The organism is Shewanella polaris, assembly GCF_006385555.1.
In the GTDB taxonomy this organism is placed as follows: Bacteria; Pseudomonadota; Gammaproteobacteria; order Enterobacterales; family Shewanellaceae; genus Shewanella; species Shewanella polaris.
This window is the reverse complement of record NZ_CP041036.1, coordinates 2,902,826-2,919,682: the sequence shown is the minus strand read 5'-3', so window position 1 is coordinate 2,919,682 and position 16,857 is coordinate 2,902,826. Positions and strand designations below refer to the sequence as shown.

Genomic DNA, 16,857 nt, shown 5'->3' with positions numbered 1-16,857 from the left:
GTCACTTTAGTTTTAGCGTTAGCTAAATAAGGATATTTATGAAAGTTGTTATTCCTGTTGCCGGTTTGGGTACGCGTATGTTGCCTGCCACAAAAGCAATCCCAAAAGAAATGTTGCCTTTGGTGGATAAACCATTGATTCAATACATTGTCGACGAATGTGTTAGTGCAGGGATTAAAGAAATCGTTTTGGTGACTCATGCCAGTAAAAATGCTATTGAAAACCACTTTGATAAATCTTACGAGTTAGAGTCGACACTTGAGAAACGTGTTAAGCGTCAGTTATTGCATGAAGTGCAGGCTATTTGTCCTAAAAATGTCACTATTATGCATGTACGCCAAGGAGAAGCTAAAGGTCTTGGGCATGCTATTTTATGTGCTAAGCCATGTATTGGTGATAACCCATTTGCAGTAGTGCTTCCAGATGTGATTTTAGATTCGTATTCTGCAGATCAACGCACCGAAAATTTAGCTTCGATGTTAATTCGATATCGCGAATCTAAAGCGAGTCAAATTATGGTTGCGCCAGTACCTGATGATCAAGTCAATAAATATGGTATTGCCGATTGCGGTGGTGAAACGATTAATCCTGGTGATTCGACTAAAATATTTAATATGGTTGAAAAGCCTGAAATTGGACAAGCACCGTCTAACTTAGCCGTTGTCGGCCGTTATGTATTGTCTGAAAAAATTTGGGATTTACTTGCGAGAACGTTACCTGGTGCAGGGGATGAAATTCAGTTAACCGATGCTATTGATATGTTGATAGAGTCTGACACTGTCGAAGCTTTTAATATGACTGGTAAGTCACACGATTGTGGCGACAAGCTAGGCTACATGAAAGCCTTTGTTGAATACGGTTTGCGCGATCCAAAATTGGGTAGTGGCTTTAAGAAAGAACTCGCTGGTTTGCTGGAAGAGTATAGGTAGTCATTAGCTTTGTTTTTTCTCTATACCGTTATTCCGAGTGTTAATTGTTGAGAAACCATACTTCACATTTGGTAGTAAAGCTTAAGCCAAGATCTAGGCTTAAGCTTTACAGGGATGACATATCGGGTGGCGCTGGTGGATCCCGTTATAATATGAGGTTACCAGCGGTATGTACCCGTTTCAGTGATATTTTGGTTTGAGTGATAGTTGATTATCATCGAGCAGTAACACCGCAGTCATCATTAGAGTGCTAAGGCTTTCTTGAAATTATTTTTAATGAGTGAAGGCATTTTTTTGATTAAATCGTGTAATAGATTGATATCATGCAAGGTGTTGAATTTAGTTATTTTTAGCGAAATAGATTAAATCTAATAGCACCATGTATATCTATTATTTAGAAATACACAGGGACTATCTTGTAATTCCCTAGCTGCGGGCGTTATACGCTAAAGCTATCATTAGAGTATATTTCAGATGAGAAGATTAGAATTGTTAGATTATGGGCGTTTTTTCGCGGCCATAATTGTTATTTTATTTCACTATACTTTTAATGGTATGGCCAATGGAAAAATTGATTCAATAAACCATGTTGATTCGATTATTGATTTCACTAAATATGGCTACCTTGGCGTTGAATTGTTTTTTATGATTAGTGGTTTTGTAATATTTCATTCTGCTAGAAATAGAACACCTGCTCAGTTTGCCGTTTCTAGAGCGACGCGACTTTATCCTTCATATTGGTTTGCCGTTATTTTCACCTCCTTATTTGCATTTTTTTGGGGTGGCGATTTAATGTCAGTATATCCGAGCCAAATAGTTGTTAATTTTACATTATTACAAAATTACTTAGATATTGATCATGTTGACGGAGTGTACTGGACTTTAGTATATGAAATAAAGTTTTACTTTCTCGTTTTCTTTATACTGATGATAGGTTTGCAAAAAAAATTAAATCTGTTATTTATGTTATGGCCTGTTGCAATGCTTGCTGCTTATATCACTGGTTATGATTATCTTCCGTATCTAGGAGGGTATTTCTCCTATTTTTCAGCAGGGGCTTTATTTGCAATGTTACAATTAAATAAGTCGTTGAAAAATATACTATCAACCATGATATCTTTTGTTTTATGTTTATTGTACTCAATAGATATAGCAGCATCAAAATCAGAGTTGATGGGAGTGAATTTTTCAGAATATATTGTAGGCTTAATTATTATTAGTTTCTTTGCTTTTTTTATTTTTCAAAATACAAAAAAGGCTCAATTATTAACGCTTCCATTTTCAAAAACACTTGGTGCATTAACATATCCAGTCTATTTAATTCATGCTCACTTTGGATATATGTTCATTTCAAGATATGCCACAGAAGAAAATAAAATATTTATTTATATTCTAACAATATCAATTGTTTTATCAGTTGCATATTTTATGCATAAAGTTATCGAAGTGCGGTTTTCTAATGTATGGAAAGCATTATTTATGAATACTCTTTATAAAGTTATCGTTAAAGTGCAGAGCATTCATGTTGAGGTGATAATTGCGTATAACAAATTGCTCAAGCAAGGACAATAACACTTGACCATCGCTCCGCGTTTATAGGTAATCATTATTTTCCTTCTTTTTGTACATTGCTATTTCAATCCCTCTTTTGATGAGTGCTTATAGCGATGTAACTTTTTGCTTTTGGAAATAAAAAGCTAGCTTTTATCTGTGGTTCACATCAACGATTTGCCTTTAAGCAGTTTACGCAGCCACATTCTGTTTGGGTTAAGCTGTGCTTGTAAATCTAAACTTAATGGCGACAATTCACCGCATAGATTTGCCGCTAGGCATTCGGCAATGAGTGGACCTGAACTTAATCCTCGCGAGCCTAATCCACCTAATACATACAACCCTTCATAAATCGGTGCTGCTGTAGTTTGCCAGTATCGTTGCCATAGGCTGGGTTTATCTTTAGATTTTTGCTGTACGGCATAACGCGCAAATATCTCTTTAACATCAGGTACACATCCCATAACGGGGAAATGATCTCGACTCACCATTCTTTCGCCAACTCTGGCATCATTATTTGAAACATCAATATCGTTAGGCCAGTTAGCGTTAGGAAAGCTTTGCTGCATCTTTAGGCTATTTTCATGCTGTTCTTGTAAGCAAAATTCTAGATGCTTAGGATCTTTTACGTAACTTGCACCGACACAATGTAACTGATCTCGTTGTGGTGTCAGATAACCATTGGCACAGATAACCGTATTAAGCTGTGCGAGTTCACCTTGTGAGGGAACATGACTGACTTGCCCCCTAAAAGCTGTAATTTGCAGTTTTTTTGTTTGGTGGTAGCGAGTAAGTTGCGATCCTGAGGCAATAACAACCTGACTATGTGTTGCTATGGAGTTGTTATTTTCGCCACTAAACAGTTGCCAGCCAGATGAATGTGATTTAAGTGAGCTAATGTCGCTATTATAAATTACCCTCACTTTGGTTAATGTTTGTGCTTTGGCAATACTCGCCTGTGCGAATTCAAACGGGCAAGCCCAACCACCCAAGGGGTAATAAAAACCTGATTTATCGATATCGACGTTAGCAAGTCGTGTAGCTTGTTTTGGATTGACACTAAAAGCAATCTCACTTGGCCACGTTTGCCCATGAATAATTTTATCTAATCTTGTTTGGCTACGTTGATCAAAGCCCGTGTGTAATACACCACACCAATCATGTCCAATATGATAACCATCATCAACTAATGCTTGAATGCGACGCCGGCTATAGAGAAAAGCTTGTTGAAAAAACTGACTGAGTGAATTGTTTTCAGGCGTGAGTAAAGGGTAAATTGCACCTTGTTTGTTACCTGATGCACCTTGTCCTAATTGTTCATCTTTACAATAAATGATTACCGACTTTCCCCGCTCAGCTAATGATAAAGCCAGACTTGCTGAAGCTATTCCCCCGCCTATAATGGCAATGGGACCATCGTCATTACACTGGATTGCAGGAATTGGATTGTAGGCAAACTGTTGGCGTGTTTGTTGTCTGAGAGCTTCACGTTCTGCAATAGCAATATTATCCGTTGATGTGGCCGGAATTGTTTGTGAAAACCCACAAAAATCCAATTGCTTTTTGATTGCAGAGGGAATACCGTTATTATCAAGGGTAGCGGTAAAAAATGTCGCATTATCAAGACTGATACGCCCATATTGCCACAATAAATACTGATTAAAATAATGATCCGAATGAGTCACTTGGCTCGTATAAGGTAGGGCAAACCAATGTGCTATTCTGTTATTCTTCGGTGTGGCAATCGTTTTAGTTTGCTCTAAAGGCGAGCCTTGATATAGGTCAATGACTAATTCGTTGTGGTGTAGACTTAATCGTTGGCAACCTTTGATAGCCGCTATTTCGCAATTGAGTAATGCTTGGGTCAAATCAATTAAAGGGTGATCTGAATGAAGGAGTCCTTGCTGTTGCCATTTTTGTTCAAGTAGCTTTCGGTTTATAGGCGTTTGTTCAAATATACTGATGTGAACTCGGGTTTGTTGTTTAGCTAGAGAAGCATGGCTATTTATAGCTCTTAAGGCTGCCCATAATAGGATGATTTCATGGCCATCGCCGAAACCTAATTGGCCTAGCATGAGTAAATGACGTTGATTATCTGTGGCAGTCTCATGACCGTCACCGCTTTGCAATACAATGTCGATATACTGTTTAACAAGTTGGGAATATAGGCTATTTTGATGAGTGTCGGTGCCCAGTAATGAACAACTATGCATTTCTTGTAAATTGGGAGAGACAGATAATAAAGTGGTTTTATTCAAAATGTTTTACTCAGGGCCGATAACTTGGCATTATTTTACCTGTGTTTATGGAAAGCTGACCACTTAATTGCTTTAAAGAAGCTATGATTGCCGCAATTAAGTACTGACATGTACCAAATGGATAGCAAAAAAATGAAAAGAGTCGTGATCACCGGAATGGGTGTTGTTTCAAGTATCGGTAATAACAAGCAAGAAGTGACTGAGTCACTGAAAGCAGGTCGTAGCGGTATTACTCACTCAGAGCAGTTTGAAGAAATGCAATTACGCAGTAGAGTTTGGGGCGATATTAAAATTAACCCAGCTGATCATATCGATCGTAAAGCACTTCGCTTTATGGGTGATGCTGCTGCATATGCTTATATTGCTATGCAGGAAGCGATTACAGATGCTAATTTAACAGAAGAACAATATTCTAATTTTCGTGTCGGACTGATTGCTGGTACTGGTGGCGCGTCATCTAAAAACCAAGTGCAAGCTGCAGATACACTTCGTGAAAAAGGTGTTAAGCGCGTAGGACCTTATATTGTGCCTCGCATTATGTCTAGTACTGCAAGTGCTTGCTTAGCGACACCGTTTAAAATTAAAGGGACGAGCTATTCAATCAGTTCAGCTTGTGCCACCTCAGCTCATTGTATTGGCCATGCCGTTGAACTTATCCAAATGGGTAAGCAAGATATGGTATTTGCTGGTGGTGCTGAAGAAGTTGATTGGACATTAACCATGGGCTTTGATGCCATGGGTGCATTATCAACTAAGTACAATGATACTCCTGAAAAAGCGTCTCGTACTTATGATGCTGACCGTGATGGTTTTGTTATCTCTGGCGGCGGCGGGATTGTTGTTGTTGAAGAATTAGAGCACGCACTTGCTCGTGGTGCCAAGATTTATGCTGAAATTATTGGTTATGGTGCATCATCTGATGGCTATGACATGGTTGCGCCATCAGGCGAAGGTGCAGTTCGTTGTATGCAAATGGCATTAGCGGATGTTGATACACCAGTTGATTACATTAATACTCATGGTACTTCTACACCAGTAGGTGACATGCGTGAACTTGAAGCATTACGTGAAGTCTTCAGTGATAATATGCCTCCAATTGCATCTACTAAATCACTTACAGGTCATGCTTTAGGCGCCGCAGGTGTTCATGAGGCTATTTACAGCTTAATCATGATGGAAGATAGCTTTATTGCACCAAGCATTAACATCGATAACCTTGATGAGAAAGCTACTGGCATGCCAGTAGTTCGCGAAATGCGTAAAGCTGAATTGAATACCGTTATGAGTAACAGTTTTGGCTTTGGTGGCACTAACGCAACATTAGTGATGCGTAAGTATAAAGCTTAAACAGATATGTTCAGTATAAAATAGTATGAGTGGCTGTTGCCGCTAATTGATTAAAGCCAGCCTTGGAAACAAGCTGGCTTTTTTGTTGTCTTTTGTGTAAAAATCTTGGATTTTATTGTATAGAGTCGAGAATGTTTCGCGATTGAATTCTATAAAATAGATAGCAAAAAATAAGAGGTGATAGTTAGCGAACGCTGCACTTACTGAAAAACCGTGCAGATTAGGAGCTAAGATGCTGTTCACTCTAGCATATAGGCATAGAAGTTAATCAAAAACTGGATCCTTAATAAACATCTTGGCAATGACGAGGTGAGGGCATTTGGTATAAGATAATGGCCATGAAAAAGTGATGTAATGCCGTTAACTTACAGAGAACTAGATCTCAAAATGAAAATAATTGCTGATGAAAATATGCCTTATGTTGAAGCCTTATTTGGCGACTTAGGCCAAATTGAATATGTAAATGGTCGAACTTTGAGCCCAGAACAAGTCAATGATGCTGATGTGTTGCTGGTGCGTTCGGTGACTAAAGTGAATGCAGCGTTAATTGAGAATGCAGAGAAGCTTAAGTTTGTCGGTAGTGCGACGATTGGTACCGATCATGTTGATGTTGATTATCTGGCAACGCGCAATATTTATTTCACTAATGCCCCTGGGTGTAATGCTACCGCTGTAGGTGAATATGCCTTTATTGCGATGTTGGAGTTAGCTCAACGATTTGGTGAATCATTAGCCGGTAAAGTTGTGGGCATAGTGGGCGCCGGTAATACGGGTACTGCAGCAGCTAAGTGTTTGCAAGCTTACGGTCTAAAAGTATTGTTATGTGATCCAATTAAAGCATTGCAAGGTGATCCTCGTGAGTTTGTGTCACTCGACACTATCATCGAACAAGCAGATATTATCAGTTTACATGTACCAATTACGAAACAGGGGCAGCATAAAACGTGGTATTTGTTTGATGAAACGCGACTCAATCAATTAAAGCCTAATACCTGGTTATTAAATTGTTGTCGTGGCGAGGTTATTGATAATCAAGCGTTAATAAAGGTTAAGCAACAACGTGATGATATAAAGTTAGTACTTGATGTATGGGAAGGTGAACCTAACCCCATGGCAGCGTTAGTGGCGTTAGCAGAATTTGCGACACCGCACATTGCTGGTTATAGCCTAGAAGGCAAAGCCCGTGGCACGTTTATGCTGTATCAAAAGTGGTGTGAATTACTTGATTTACCAGTAGCAAAATCGTTGGAGAGCTTGTTACCGAGATTCCAATTTAGTCACATTTCCAGTCAAGGTGATTTAAACGAAAGACAATTACTGAAATTATCACGTTTAGTCTACGACTTGCGCGATGATGATTTAAGCTTCAGAGGTTGTTTTGCAACCGCTGCAGGATTTGATTTAATGCGTAAAAACCATACATACCGTCGTGAGTATAGTGCTATAGCGTTAAACCAAGTTACGTCATCGTTATCAGCTGGTGCAATTAACCAATCGATGCTAATGGCTTTGGGGTTTACTTCATAACCACGGGTGTTAATTCTGAAAGTAGTCAATTCGAATAAGCAGCGATATTGTGGGTAAAATTGAGTATTTTAAGCCTGTTGAGAAAAAATCACTTCAAAGCAGGCTTTTTTAGCATATTAACCCTAGTAAAGCATAAGCAATCTAAGGTAAATTGATTGTCCAAACTGGATAATCGGAGTCGAGCGTTAATTATGTCTCAGGAATTTAATGTAGTCGTTTTAGGTGCATCGGGCGCAGTGGGTCAAACTATGATTGAGATCCTCGAGCAGCGTAATTTCCCGGTTGCGAAGTTGTTTCCATTAGCGAGCAGTCGCAGTGCTGGCGAAACGGTCAGTTTTCATGGTAAACAAGTTGAAATTCTTGACGTAGAAACATTTGATTGGACTCAAGCGCAAATTGGTTTCTTCTCTGCTGGTGGTGACGTGTCTGCCAAATGGGCTCCAATTGCGGGTGAAGCCGGTTGTGTTGTTATCGATAATACGTCACATTTTAGATATGACGTAGACGTGCCTTTGGTGATACCTGAAGTTAACCCAGAAGCGATTGCTGATTTCCGTAATCGCAATATTATTGCTAACCCTAATTGTTCTACTATCCAAATGTTGGTTGCGTTAAAGCCTATTTATGATGCTTATGGCATTTCACGTATTAACGTGGCTACGTATCAATCTGTATCTGGTACGGGGAAAAAAGCCATTGAAGAGCTAGCGGGCCAATGTGCAAAATTATTGCAAGGTTTACCTTCAGAGCCATCAGTTTACCCAAAACAAATTGCATTTAATGTGTTGCCTCAAATTGATATGTTTATGGAAAATGGCTACACCAAAGAAGAAATGAAAATGGTGTGGGAAACCCAAAAGATATTTGGCGATGATGAAATCGTTGTTAATCCAACGGCTGTGCGTGTGCCTGTGTTTTATGGACACTCAGAAGCAATACATATTGAAACCCGTCAACCTGTTGATGCTGAAGATGTTAAAGCTGTGTTACGTGATGCACCAGGTGTGGTGTTATTTGAAAGTGACGACGAATATCCAACAGTTGTGACTGATGCAGCGGGTAACGACCCTGTCTATGTTGGCCGTGTTCGTAAAGATATTTCGCATTCTCACGGTATAAATTTATGGGTTACTGCCGATAACATCCGTAAAGGTGCAGCATTAAACAGTGTTCAAATCGCAGAAATTTTGATTAGAGATTATTATTAATTACATTTTTTAAATGGGTAATGATATTAATCAATAACGCGATTTAGTTTAAAAAGCCTGCATTGAGCAGGCTTTTTTCGTTTTACAGACCCCAATAGTAGCAGGTCAGGTGAATCTAGTTTATAGTCGTAAACATATCATTTTTAACATCAATAATATTGTCATTGCCTATAAAATGGGCTCAAGATGGATGTGATTAGATATAATTAACGACTTAATACTAACGATAAAAATTGCCTAAAGCCTGTTGCCAAGCTGGTAACTCAATAGCGCTAAAAGGGAAGGATTGATGACTTTGCGTACTTCATATATTTTGGGTTTGATTGCCTGCACTACTGTTGGTTTAACAAGTGTACAACTTGTTGAGTCTGCACAGGCAGAAACACTGAAGATTACTGGCCCAAATGGTGAGCTAAAACAACAAGTAAAACGCCAATATGGTCCAACTACAGTAAAAGATACCTTTTGGAGTATTGCACAAAAAGTCAGGCCTAATGACAAGGTCAGTGTTTATCAAGTAATGGCCGCATTATTTGATGCCAATCCACATGCATTTAGTGGTAATAATTACAATACATTAGAACGTGGGATGATATTATTAGTTCCCTCGGCAGATGTAATGGCTGCTATTCCCAATAATGTTGCTAAACGTCGTGCAGAGCAAGATGACCGCAGAGTTAGTAGAGCAACGCCACCTACTCCAGTGATTAGTAAACCAGCTCAACTTCCTAAAATTACCACACCAAAGAAACCGACTACAGGCAAACCACTGCAAATAGTTCAGAAAACACCTGCCGTAGAGGTACAAACCAAAGTCATTAAAGAAGCTAATGATGTTGTGGTCAAGGAGCTTAATAGCGAATTAGATAAAGCCAATGCAAAAACGTTAATGCTGACAGATGAGCTGGCGCGCTCACAAGATGAATTAATGGTTAGCAACAATGATAATCAAGTGTTGAAAAACAAAATTGAACAAATGTCATTGAATATTTCGTCACTTGAAGAAGATTTACAGCTATTACGTGAGAAATATGAAGGTTTAACCTTAGAAAATGAAAACCTTACTTATCAAGCTGAAAACGTCGAAACTCTTGTAGAAGAACCCACTGATTTTTGGCGTAGCTTAATGGATAACACCATTTTGTTAATCCTCGCCGCATCAATTCCGCTGCTTATGTTATTCGGCTTTATTTTCTGGTTACTCAGCCGCCGCAATAAAAAGACTCAACAGGCAGAAATAAAATCAGAAATTCAACCAGAACAACAATCGACTACTTCAACAGTTGATGATGACGCTGAAGATATTGTGGTTCATTTAGATTCGGATGATGAAGAGTCAATTGATGATTTATTGGATTTAGATAGCGTTGATTTACAGCCTGAAGCCCAAATGAGTAGTGATGCCGAGATGGATATGGCATCAGAGATGTTTATTAGTGAAAAAGAAATCGAAGATGATGAAGGCACTTCACTAGATGATTTATGGGCTGAGGCCATGGATGATCAAGATTCAGAACTTGAACCTCTAGAGGATGACGATGATCTAGACAATTTATTGGATGGATTAGATGATCAACCCGCTGCAACCATAAGCTCTACTGCACCAGAAGATGATTTAGACAGTTTATTGGCAGATTTGGATGTTGATAGCAAAGATGATGTTGATGGAATAGATGCCTCTGCAGATGATGATATTGACTCATTGCTCGCCGAATTCGATATGCCGGCAGAATCAGCTGACACTATTGTTGATGAACCCGTTAAAGCCGATAGCTCAAGCGCAGAAGATGATATTGACTCATTGCTCGCTGAATTCGATATGCCAGCGGACTCAACTGATACTGTTGTCGATGAACCCGTTAAAGCCGATAGCTCAAGCGCAGAAGATGATATTGACTCATTGCTCGCTGAATTCGATATGCCAGCAGACTCAACTGATACTGTTGTCGATGAACCCGTTAAAGCTGATAGCTCAAGTGCAGAAGATGATATTGACTCATTGCTTGCCGAATTCGATATGCCAGCAGACTCAACTGATACTGTTGTCGATGAATCTATTAAAGCCGATAGCTCAAGCGCAGAAGATGATATTGACTCATTGCTTGCCGAATTCGATATGCCAGCAGACTCAACTGATACTGTTGTCGATGAACCCATTAAAGCTGATAGCTCAAGCTCAGAAGATGATATTGACTCTTTGCTTGCCGAATTCGATATGCCGGCAGAATCAGCTGGTACTGTTGTCGATGAACCCGCTACAGCTGACGAGGCTGTTAAAGTTGATAACTCAAATGTGGATGATGATGTTGACTCATTGTTAGCCGAGTTTGATATGCCAGCAGGATATGATGAAGACATAGATGATGTTCTTGTGGGCTTGACCGCGACCAACGATGATAATGCTGATGACACAGAGCTTACGCCGGTAACGAGTGATTCCGTTGACAATGATGACGATATAGCCGCATTAATAGCTGCTGAGCTACAAGATGATGATGTCAATGACGACAAAAAAGATAATGAATCAAGTGATGAAGATATAGATGCACTATTGGCTAACTTAAATGAGCCTGTTATTGAGTCAACATTAATAGACTCAAGTGATGAGCTTCAAAACACTGAGGATGATGATATAGCAGCACAAATTGAAGCTGAATTGAATGATGAAGATGCTATTGATGAAAGTGATACTAACGACGAAGACATAGATGCGTTATTAGCGGATCTCAACCAGCCTGTTGTTGAACCTGAAACTAACGACTCTGACCGCGACTCAGTTCAAGCACAAATTGCTGAAGAATTAAATGATGAAGATGTTGCCGATGCTATTGATGACAATGATACTAGCGACGAAGACATAGATGCGTTATTAGCGGATCTCAACCAGCCTGTTGTTGAACCTGAAGCTAACGACTCTGACCGCGACTCAGTACAAGCACAAATTGCTGCAGAATTAAATGATGAAGATGTTGCCGATACTAATGATGAAAGTGACACCAGCGACGAAGACATAGATGCGTTATTAGCGGATCTGGTTGAACCTGAAACAAGCGACTCTGACCGCGACTCAGTACAAGCACAAATTGCTGCAGAATTAAATGATGAAGATGTTGCCGATACTAATGATGAAAGTGACACCAGCGACGAAGACATAGATGCATTATTAGCGGATCTCAACCAGCCAGAGATCGAGCCAGAAACAAGCGACTCTGACCGCGACTCAGTACAAGCACAAATTGCTGCGGAATTAAATGATGAAGATGCTGCCGATGCTATTGATGTCGATGACAGTGACACCAGTGATGAAGACATTGATGCATTATTAGCAGACCTTAACCAGACTGTGGTTGAGCCTGAAGTAACAGCTCAAGATATTGTCCCACAACAAGATTCAATCATTGCTGAGCCAGAAGAGGCTCCATTTGCTGAAGAATCAATATCAGATGATGATTCGCTTGATGACGATATGAATACGTTATTGGCAAGTTTTCAAGAAGATGATCAAGCTCCATCAACATCCGATCCCGAAACGGTTCTAGGGGGTGATGAGCCCATTAACGATGATGAGTTATTTGCTGAATTTGACGAATATCTTACTGATAACAATTTAACTCAAAAAGATGATATTGAAGTAGTTCAAGATGCAGAGGAAATACCAGAAACTACGGCATTTGAAGCCGATGATGGCCTTGATGCTTTACTGTCAAAAATGGATGATGATACTGCTTCGCCTACAGAACAACAAAAAATCAATAAAGATTCAGGCTTTTTTAATGACCTCAAATCAAGTAAACCTAAGCCTGAATTATTAGATTGGGAATCGGATTTACTTAATGCTGCACAATATGCAACAGAAGAGCAAAAAATCGATGAACCAGAGGTGAATGATGATGATTTACTGGCGGCATTTTCACAGTCATTAAAAGATGACAATGATGATGACTTTACTTCTGAAGACGAATATATCCTTAGTGATGATAATTTAACCGTCGATGAAGCGTTGGCTGCATTGGATCAAAATGAGCAAAGTCAATCAGTTGAATCTAAAACCACTGATGATGACTTGATGCGTTTTGAGCGTGAAAATGGTTACATTGATATCGATAAACTATTAAATGACGCCGATGAGAATGACGATAAAACGGATCAATATAAAGATGTTAATATCGATATGGGATCAGCCAATTCGCTTATGGGCAATCCCGATATGGTCGATGTCGATGATGAAGAAAACTCTGTTAATGCCAAGCTCGATTTAGCTAGAGCCTATATTGAAATTGAAGATCAAGACAGTGCCAGAGCATTGTTAAAAGAAGTGCAAATGGACGGCAATGAACGACAGAAACTAGAGGCCAAAAGTTTACTGGAAAGCTTCAGTTAACTAGGTCTATTAGCTCAGTCAATTAATTGGAACAATTGATGCTACATAAGTAAAATATAAGCTTATGTTAACCATAGAAAAGCAAACGGCGCAGATACATGCGCCGTTTTTTTGTGGTAAACTGCGCGCGATTATTTACGAGGGGATATAGGCATGCGGGTCGCGTTAGGTGTTGAATATGATGGTAGTAGTTTTTATGGGTGGCAGCGCCAACTCGATGTCGATTCAGTGCAAGCCCAGATTGAAAAAGCCTTAAGTTTTGTGGCTAACGAACCTATAAAAGTATTATGTGCCGGACGGACTGATACGGGGGTGCATGGTACAGGGCAGGTGGTTCATTTTGACACCAATGTTCAGCGTCCAATAACGGCTTGGACCCAAGGTGTAAATGCTAATTTACCAGACAGCGTAGCGGTACGGTGGGCAAAAGAAGTCGATGATAGTTTTCATGCTCGATATAGTGCTACAGCAAGACGCTATCGCTACGTTATTTATAATCATAAACTGCGACCAGGCATTTTAAGTGCAGGTGTTAGTCATTATCACGGCGTTATTGATGAAACCTTGATGCATCAAGCTGCACAACTTTTAGTCGGCGAACATGACTTTACCACTTTTAGAGCTTTGCATTGCCAAGCTAATACTCCCATTCGAAACGTGCATCAAGTCAATGTGACTCGCCAAGGCATGTATGTGATGGTAGATATCCAAGCTAATGCATTTTTACATCATATGGTACGTAATATTGTCGGTTCACTGCTTCAAATTGGTTTAGGCAATCAACCTATTGAGTGGATAACACAACTCTTGGCAGTAAAAAATCGCAAACAAGCAGCAGCCACAGCTAAACCGAATGGCTTGTATTTGGTTGATGTGACTTACCCAGAGCACTTTCAATTACCTAAGTTAAGTCTCGGTCCCTTGTTTATGCTCGATTAAGATGCTTTGTATCGTATTTATTGAGATGCAAAATGAATGTTATTTTGTCGCAATGCCTTGTAAGGTTTGCCTAAGTCAAAGGGTAGTGAATTTTGTCAATCGAGTCTAAAATGACGGTACCCAATCAACAATCAAGTTTACATCAATGGCTTGATTATTTGCTGGCAATTCATCCTAGTGAAATTGATATGGGCCTAACGCGAGTTAGCGCCGTAGCCAAACGTATTGACGTGATCGATTTGGCTCCAGCTAAAGTGATTACCGTTGCGGGTACCAATGGCAAAGGTACTACCTGTGCAATGCTTGCCGCTATTTTACGCCAGGCCGACTTATCTGTTGGTGTTTACAGCTCACCTCATTTATTGCAGTACAATGAACGAGTACAGATTAATCAACAAGATGCCAGTGATGACTCTCTTATTGAGGCATTCAGTGCCATTGAAACGGCTCGAGGTGATATTTCATTAACCTTTTTTGAATATGCGACACTCGCAGGCTTATATTTGTTTAAAGCTGCTAAAGTCGATGTGATTATTCTTGAAGTGGGCTTAGGTGGTCGATTAGATGCCACCAATATTATCGACTCCACTGCCACTATTTTGACCTCTATCGATCTTGATCACCAAGAATATTTAGGTGATACCCGAGAACTGGTTGGCAGAGAAAAAGCCGGGATATTCCGCCCCAATTGTGTCGCTATTATTGGTGAACCAGACTTACCCATGAGCGTGACTGAATATGCGGATCAGACTCATACGTCTTTGTATCGTGTTGGTCATGAGTTTCATTACCATAAAGACCAGAATCAACCAGCATTATGGCACTTTGAATCAGCGCAACAGTCTTATACTGATTTAGCAGTGCCAAGGTTACCGCTCGCTAACGCTGCAAGCGTTGTCGCGTTGTTAAGTCATATTTGGCCACATATAAGCCAACAGCACATTAACCAAGGTTTACAACAAGCTCAACTTGCAGGGCGATTAGAACAGGTGAGTGAGCAACCATTAGTATTATTGGATGTCGCGCATAATCCGCATGCTGCAAGATATTTAGCGCAGCAATTGCAGGTCTATAAAGGTCGTCGTATTATTGCTTTATGTGGGATGCTTAAGGATAAAGACATTAAGTCGGTACTGGCCACATTGGCCGCACAAGTTAGTCATTGGAACATGGTGAGTTTAAATAATCCTCGCGGCGCATCAGCACAAGCATTGTGTCAAGCACTGCCTAATGACGATTGCCGTCAACATGTCAGCGAATTTACTGACATCAGTAGCGCATGGCAAGCAATACAAGCTACCGTAAATGCTAATGATGTGGTCATTGTATTTGGATCTTTTTATACTGTGGCAGGATTTAAATCTTTATAAACATTATTTATGTCAGACGTTGGTTGTACAAACCATCATTAACGTCATTTCGTTGAAAAAGGGAATTAGCTTTGAATCGTCAATTTCAAAATCGTTTGGTGGGCACCATTGTATTAGCAGCCTTAGGGGTGATTTTTTTACCTGATTTACTCGACGGAAAAAAAACACAGGTGGTCGAGGAATTCACTGAAATTCCTTTACGTCCAGTTCAGTCAAGTTCTTCAAATGGGGCCAAGTCGGGCAATACCGACGATTCAGTGGAAGAATTCCAAGTACTAACGATTGCTGAGCCACAAGATATTAGCAACGATATCGTGGCATTAGGCGAAGATAAACCCAAAAAAGAGGGTAGCCAAGTAGTTCAACAGTCCGCTTCAGCCATTTCGACAGTGAAAAAACCTGAGACACAAAATGCCAGTAAAACTAAATCTCCCGTTACCGCTGGTTTTACACTGCAGTTGGGCGGTTTTAATAATGTAACTAATGTGAAAGCTTTGATTATTCAGCTTAGAAAAGCAGGATTTAACGCTTATACACTGCCTAAAACCCCTGTTGAAGGTAAATTAACACGTGTGTTTGTTGGCCCAGAAGTGTCAGAAGAAAAACTTAAAGCTCGTCAACAACCTATATTAAAATTAACGGGGTTAAAAGGCAAAATCGTAGCCTATAATCCTCAAGAACAATAACCTGTTTAGACGGCAGTTTACGTGCGTGATAAATATTTACAATTTGATTGTTCTAAATCACGCAAGAATAATTTGTACAATCGGAGGTGAGAAACATCTCTGTCTCTGTTAGAATCCCGCCGTCTTGAACCCTATACCGGATCCCCATCTTTATGGTTTGGATTGATTACGCAATAATTATTGTCATTGGATTATCAACTATTATTAGTTTGATCCGTGGGTTTGCCAAAGAAGCCATGTCTCTTGTGGTTTGGTTTGCCGCTTTCTTTATCGCTAGCCAGTTTTATCTCGATCTTGCTGCTCATTTAACTCAAATGCAGGACGAGTTAGTCAGAAACGGTGTGGCGATTGCCATTCTTTTTATCATTACCCTGATCCTAGGGGCATTAGCTAATTATTTGTTAGGCCAGTTAGTCGATAAAACTGGTTTATCGGGCACAGACCGTGTTTTAGGCCTGTGTTTTGGAGCCATTCGTGGCGCGTTAAATTGTTAGCGCATTACTGTTTTTTATGGATGCTTTTACGGCATTCCCTGACACTAAATGGTGGCAGGATTCTGTACTTGTACCTGAATTTGGCGTGGTTATTCAGTGGTTTTTTAACTATCTTGAAAACACCTCAAGCTTTGTACCCAAAATTTAAACCTAAAACACTTTACAGT

10 protein-coding genes and 1 pseudogene are annotated in these 16,857 nt (G+C 39.8%); 10 read left to right on the top strand and 1 reads right to left on the bottom strand.

All coding sequences use genetic code 11. From position 1 onward, the window contains the following. The first annotated feature begins 38 nt into the window (after window positions 1-38). The gene (galU, locus tag FH971_RS12715) at window positions 39-929 is read left to right on the top strand and encodes a UTP--glucose-1-phosphate uridylyltransferase GalU (protein WP_140234536.1); all 891 of its coding nucleotides are present in this window, start codon (window positions 39-41) and stop codon (window positions 927-929) included. 474 nt (window positions 930-1,403) lie between these two features. Next, a complete protein-coding gene (locus FH971_RS12710; protein WP_140234535.1) occupies window positions 1,404-2,501 on the top strand; it encodes an acyltransferase family protein in 1,098 nt (365 codons plus the stop codon). 143 nt (window positions 2,502-2,644) lie between these two features. Here FH971_RS12710 and mnmC1 read toward each other — a convergent pair whose 3' ends face one another. Continuing rightward, window positions 2,645-4,738 carry an FAD-dependent 5-carboxymethylaminomethyl-2-thiouridine(34) oxidoreductase MnmC1 gene (gene mnmC1 / locus FH971_RS12705; protein ID WP_240778300.1) on the bottom strand — a complete coding sequence of 698 codons (2,094 nt, stop codon included), beginning with the start codon at window positions 4,736-4,738 and terminating at the stop codon, window positions 2,645-2,647. 132 nt (window positions 4,739-4,870) lie between these two features. Between mnmC1 and fabB the strand changes: the two genes are divergently transcribed. The 8 genes and pseudogenes from fabB (at window position 4,871) to FH971_RS12665 (ending at window position 16,838) form a co-directional block, all read left to right on the top strand. Beyond that, complete coding sequence (fabB, locus tag FH971_RS12700) at window positions 4,871-6,085, top strand: beta-ketoacyl-ACP synthase I (protein WP_167496098.1); 1,215 nt, start codon at window positions 4,871-4,873, stop codon at window positions 6,083-6,085. Between the two features lie 387 nt (window positions 6,086-6,472). Continuing rightward, window positions 6,473-7,612 (top strand): 4-phosphoerythronate dehydrogenase, encoded by a 1,140-nt coding sequence (locus FH971_RS12695; protein ID WP_140235593.1) that lies wholly within the window; start codon window positions 6,473-6,475, stop codon window positions 7,610-7,612. A gap of 191 nt (window positions 7,613-7,803) precedes the next feature. Then, window positions 7,804-8,820, top strand: a complete 1,017-nt coding sequence (locus FH971_RS12690) for an aspartate-semialdehyde dehydrogenase (protein ID WP_137226678.1) — start codon at window positions 7,804-7,806, stop codon at window positions 8,818-8,820. Window positions 8,821-9,109: 289 nt separating this feature from the next. Beyond that, window positions 9,110-13,201, top strand: coding sequence for a FimV/HubP family polar landmark protein (locus FH971_RS12685; protein ID WP_140234534.1), 4,092 nt, complete (start codon window positions 9,110-9,112; stop codon window positions 13,199-13,201). Window positions 13,202-13,354: 153 nt separating this feature from the next. Beyond that, a complete protein-coding gene (truA, locus tag FH971_RS12680; protein ID WP_140234533.1) occupies window positions 13,355-14,140 on the top strand; it encodes a tRNA pseudouridine(38-40) synthase TruA in 786 nt (261 codons plus the stop codon). 110 nt (window positions 14,141-14,250) lie between these two features. After that, window positions 14,251-15,510 (top strand): bifunctional tetrahydrofolate synthase/dihydrofolate synthase, encoded by a 1,260-nt coding sequence (gene folC, locus FH971_RS12675; RefSeq protein ID WP_167496017.1) that lies wholly within the window; start codon window positions 14,251-14,253, stop codon window positions 15,508-15,510. Between the two features lie 71 nt (window positions 15,511-15,581). Next, on the top strand, window positions 15,582-16,196 hold the full coding sequence (locus FH971_RS12670) for an SPOR domain-containing protein (protein WP_137226682.1): 615 nt from the start codon (window positions 15,582-15,584) through the stop codon (window positions 16,194-16,196). Window positions 16,197-16,348: 152 nt separating this feature from the next. Beyond that, window positions 16,349-16,838: pseudogene (locus FH971_RS12665) on the top strand (CvpA family protein). The last annotated feature ends 19 nt before the right edge of the window (window positions 16,839-16,857 follow it).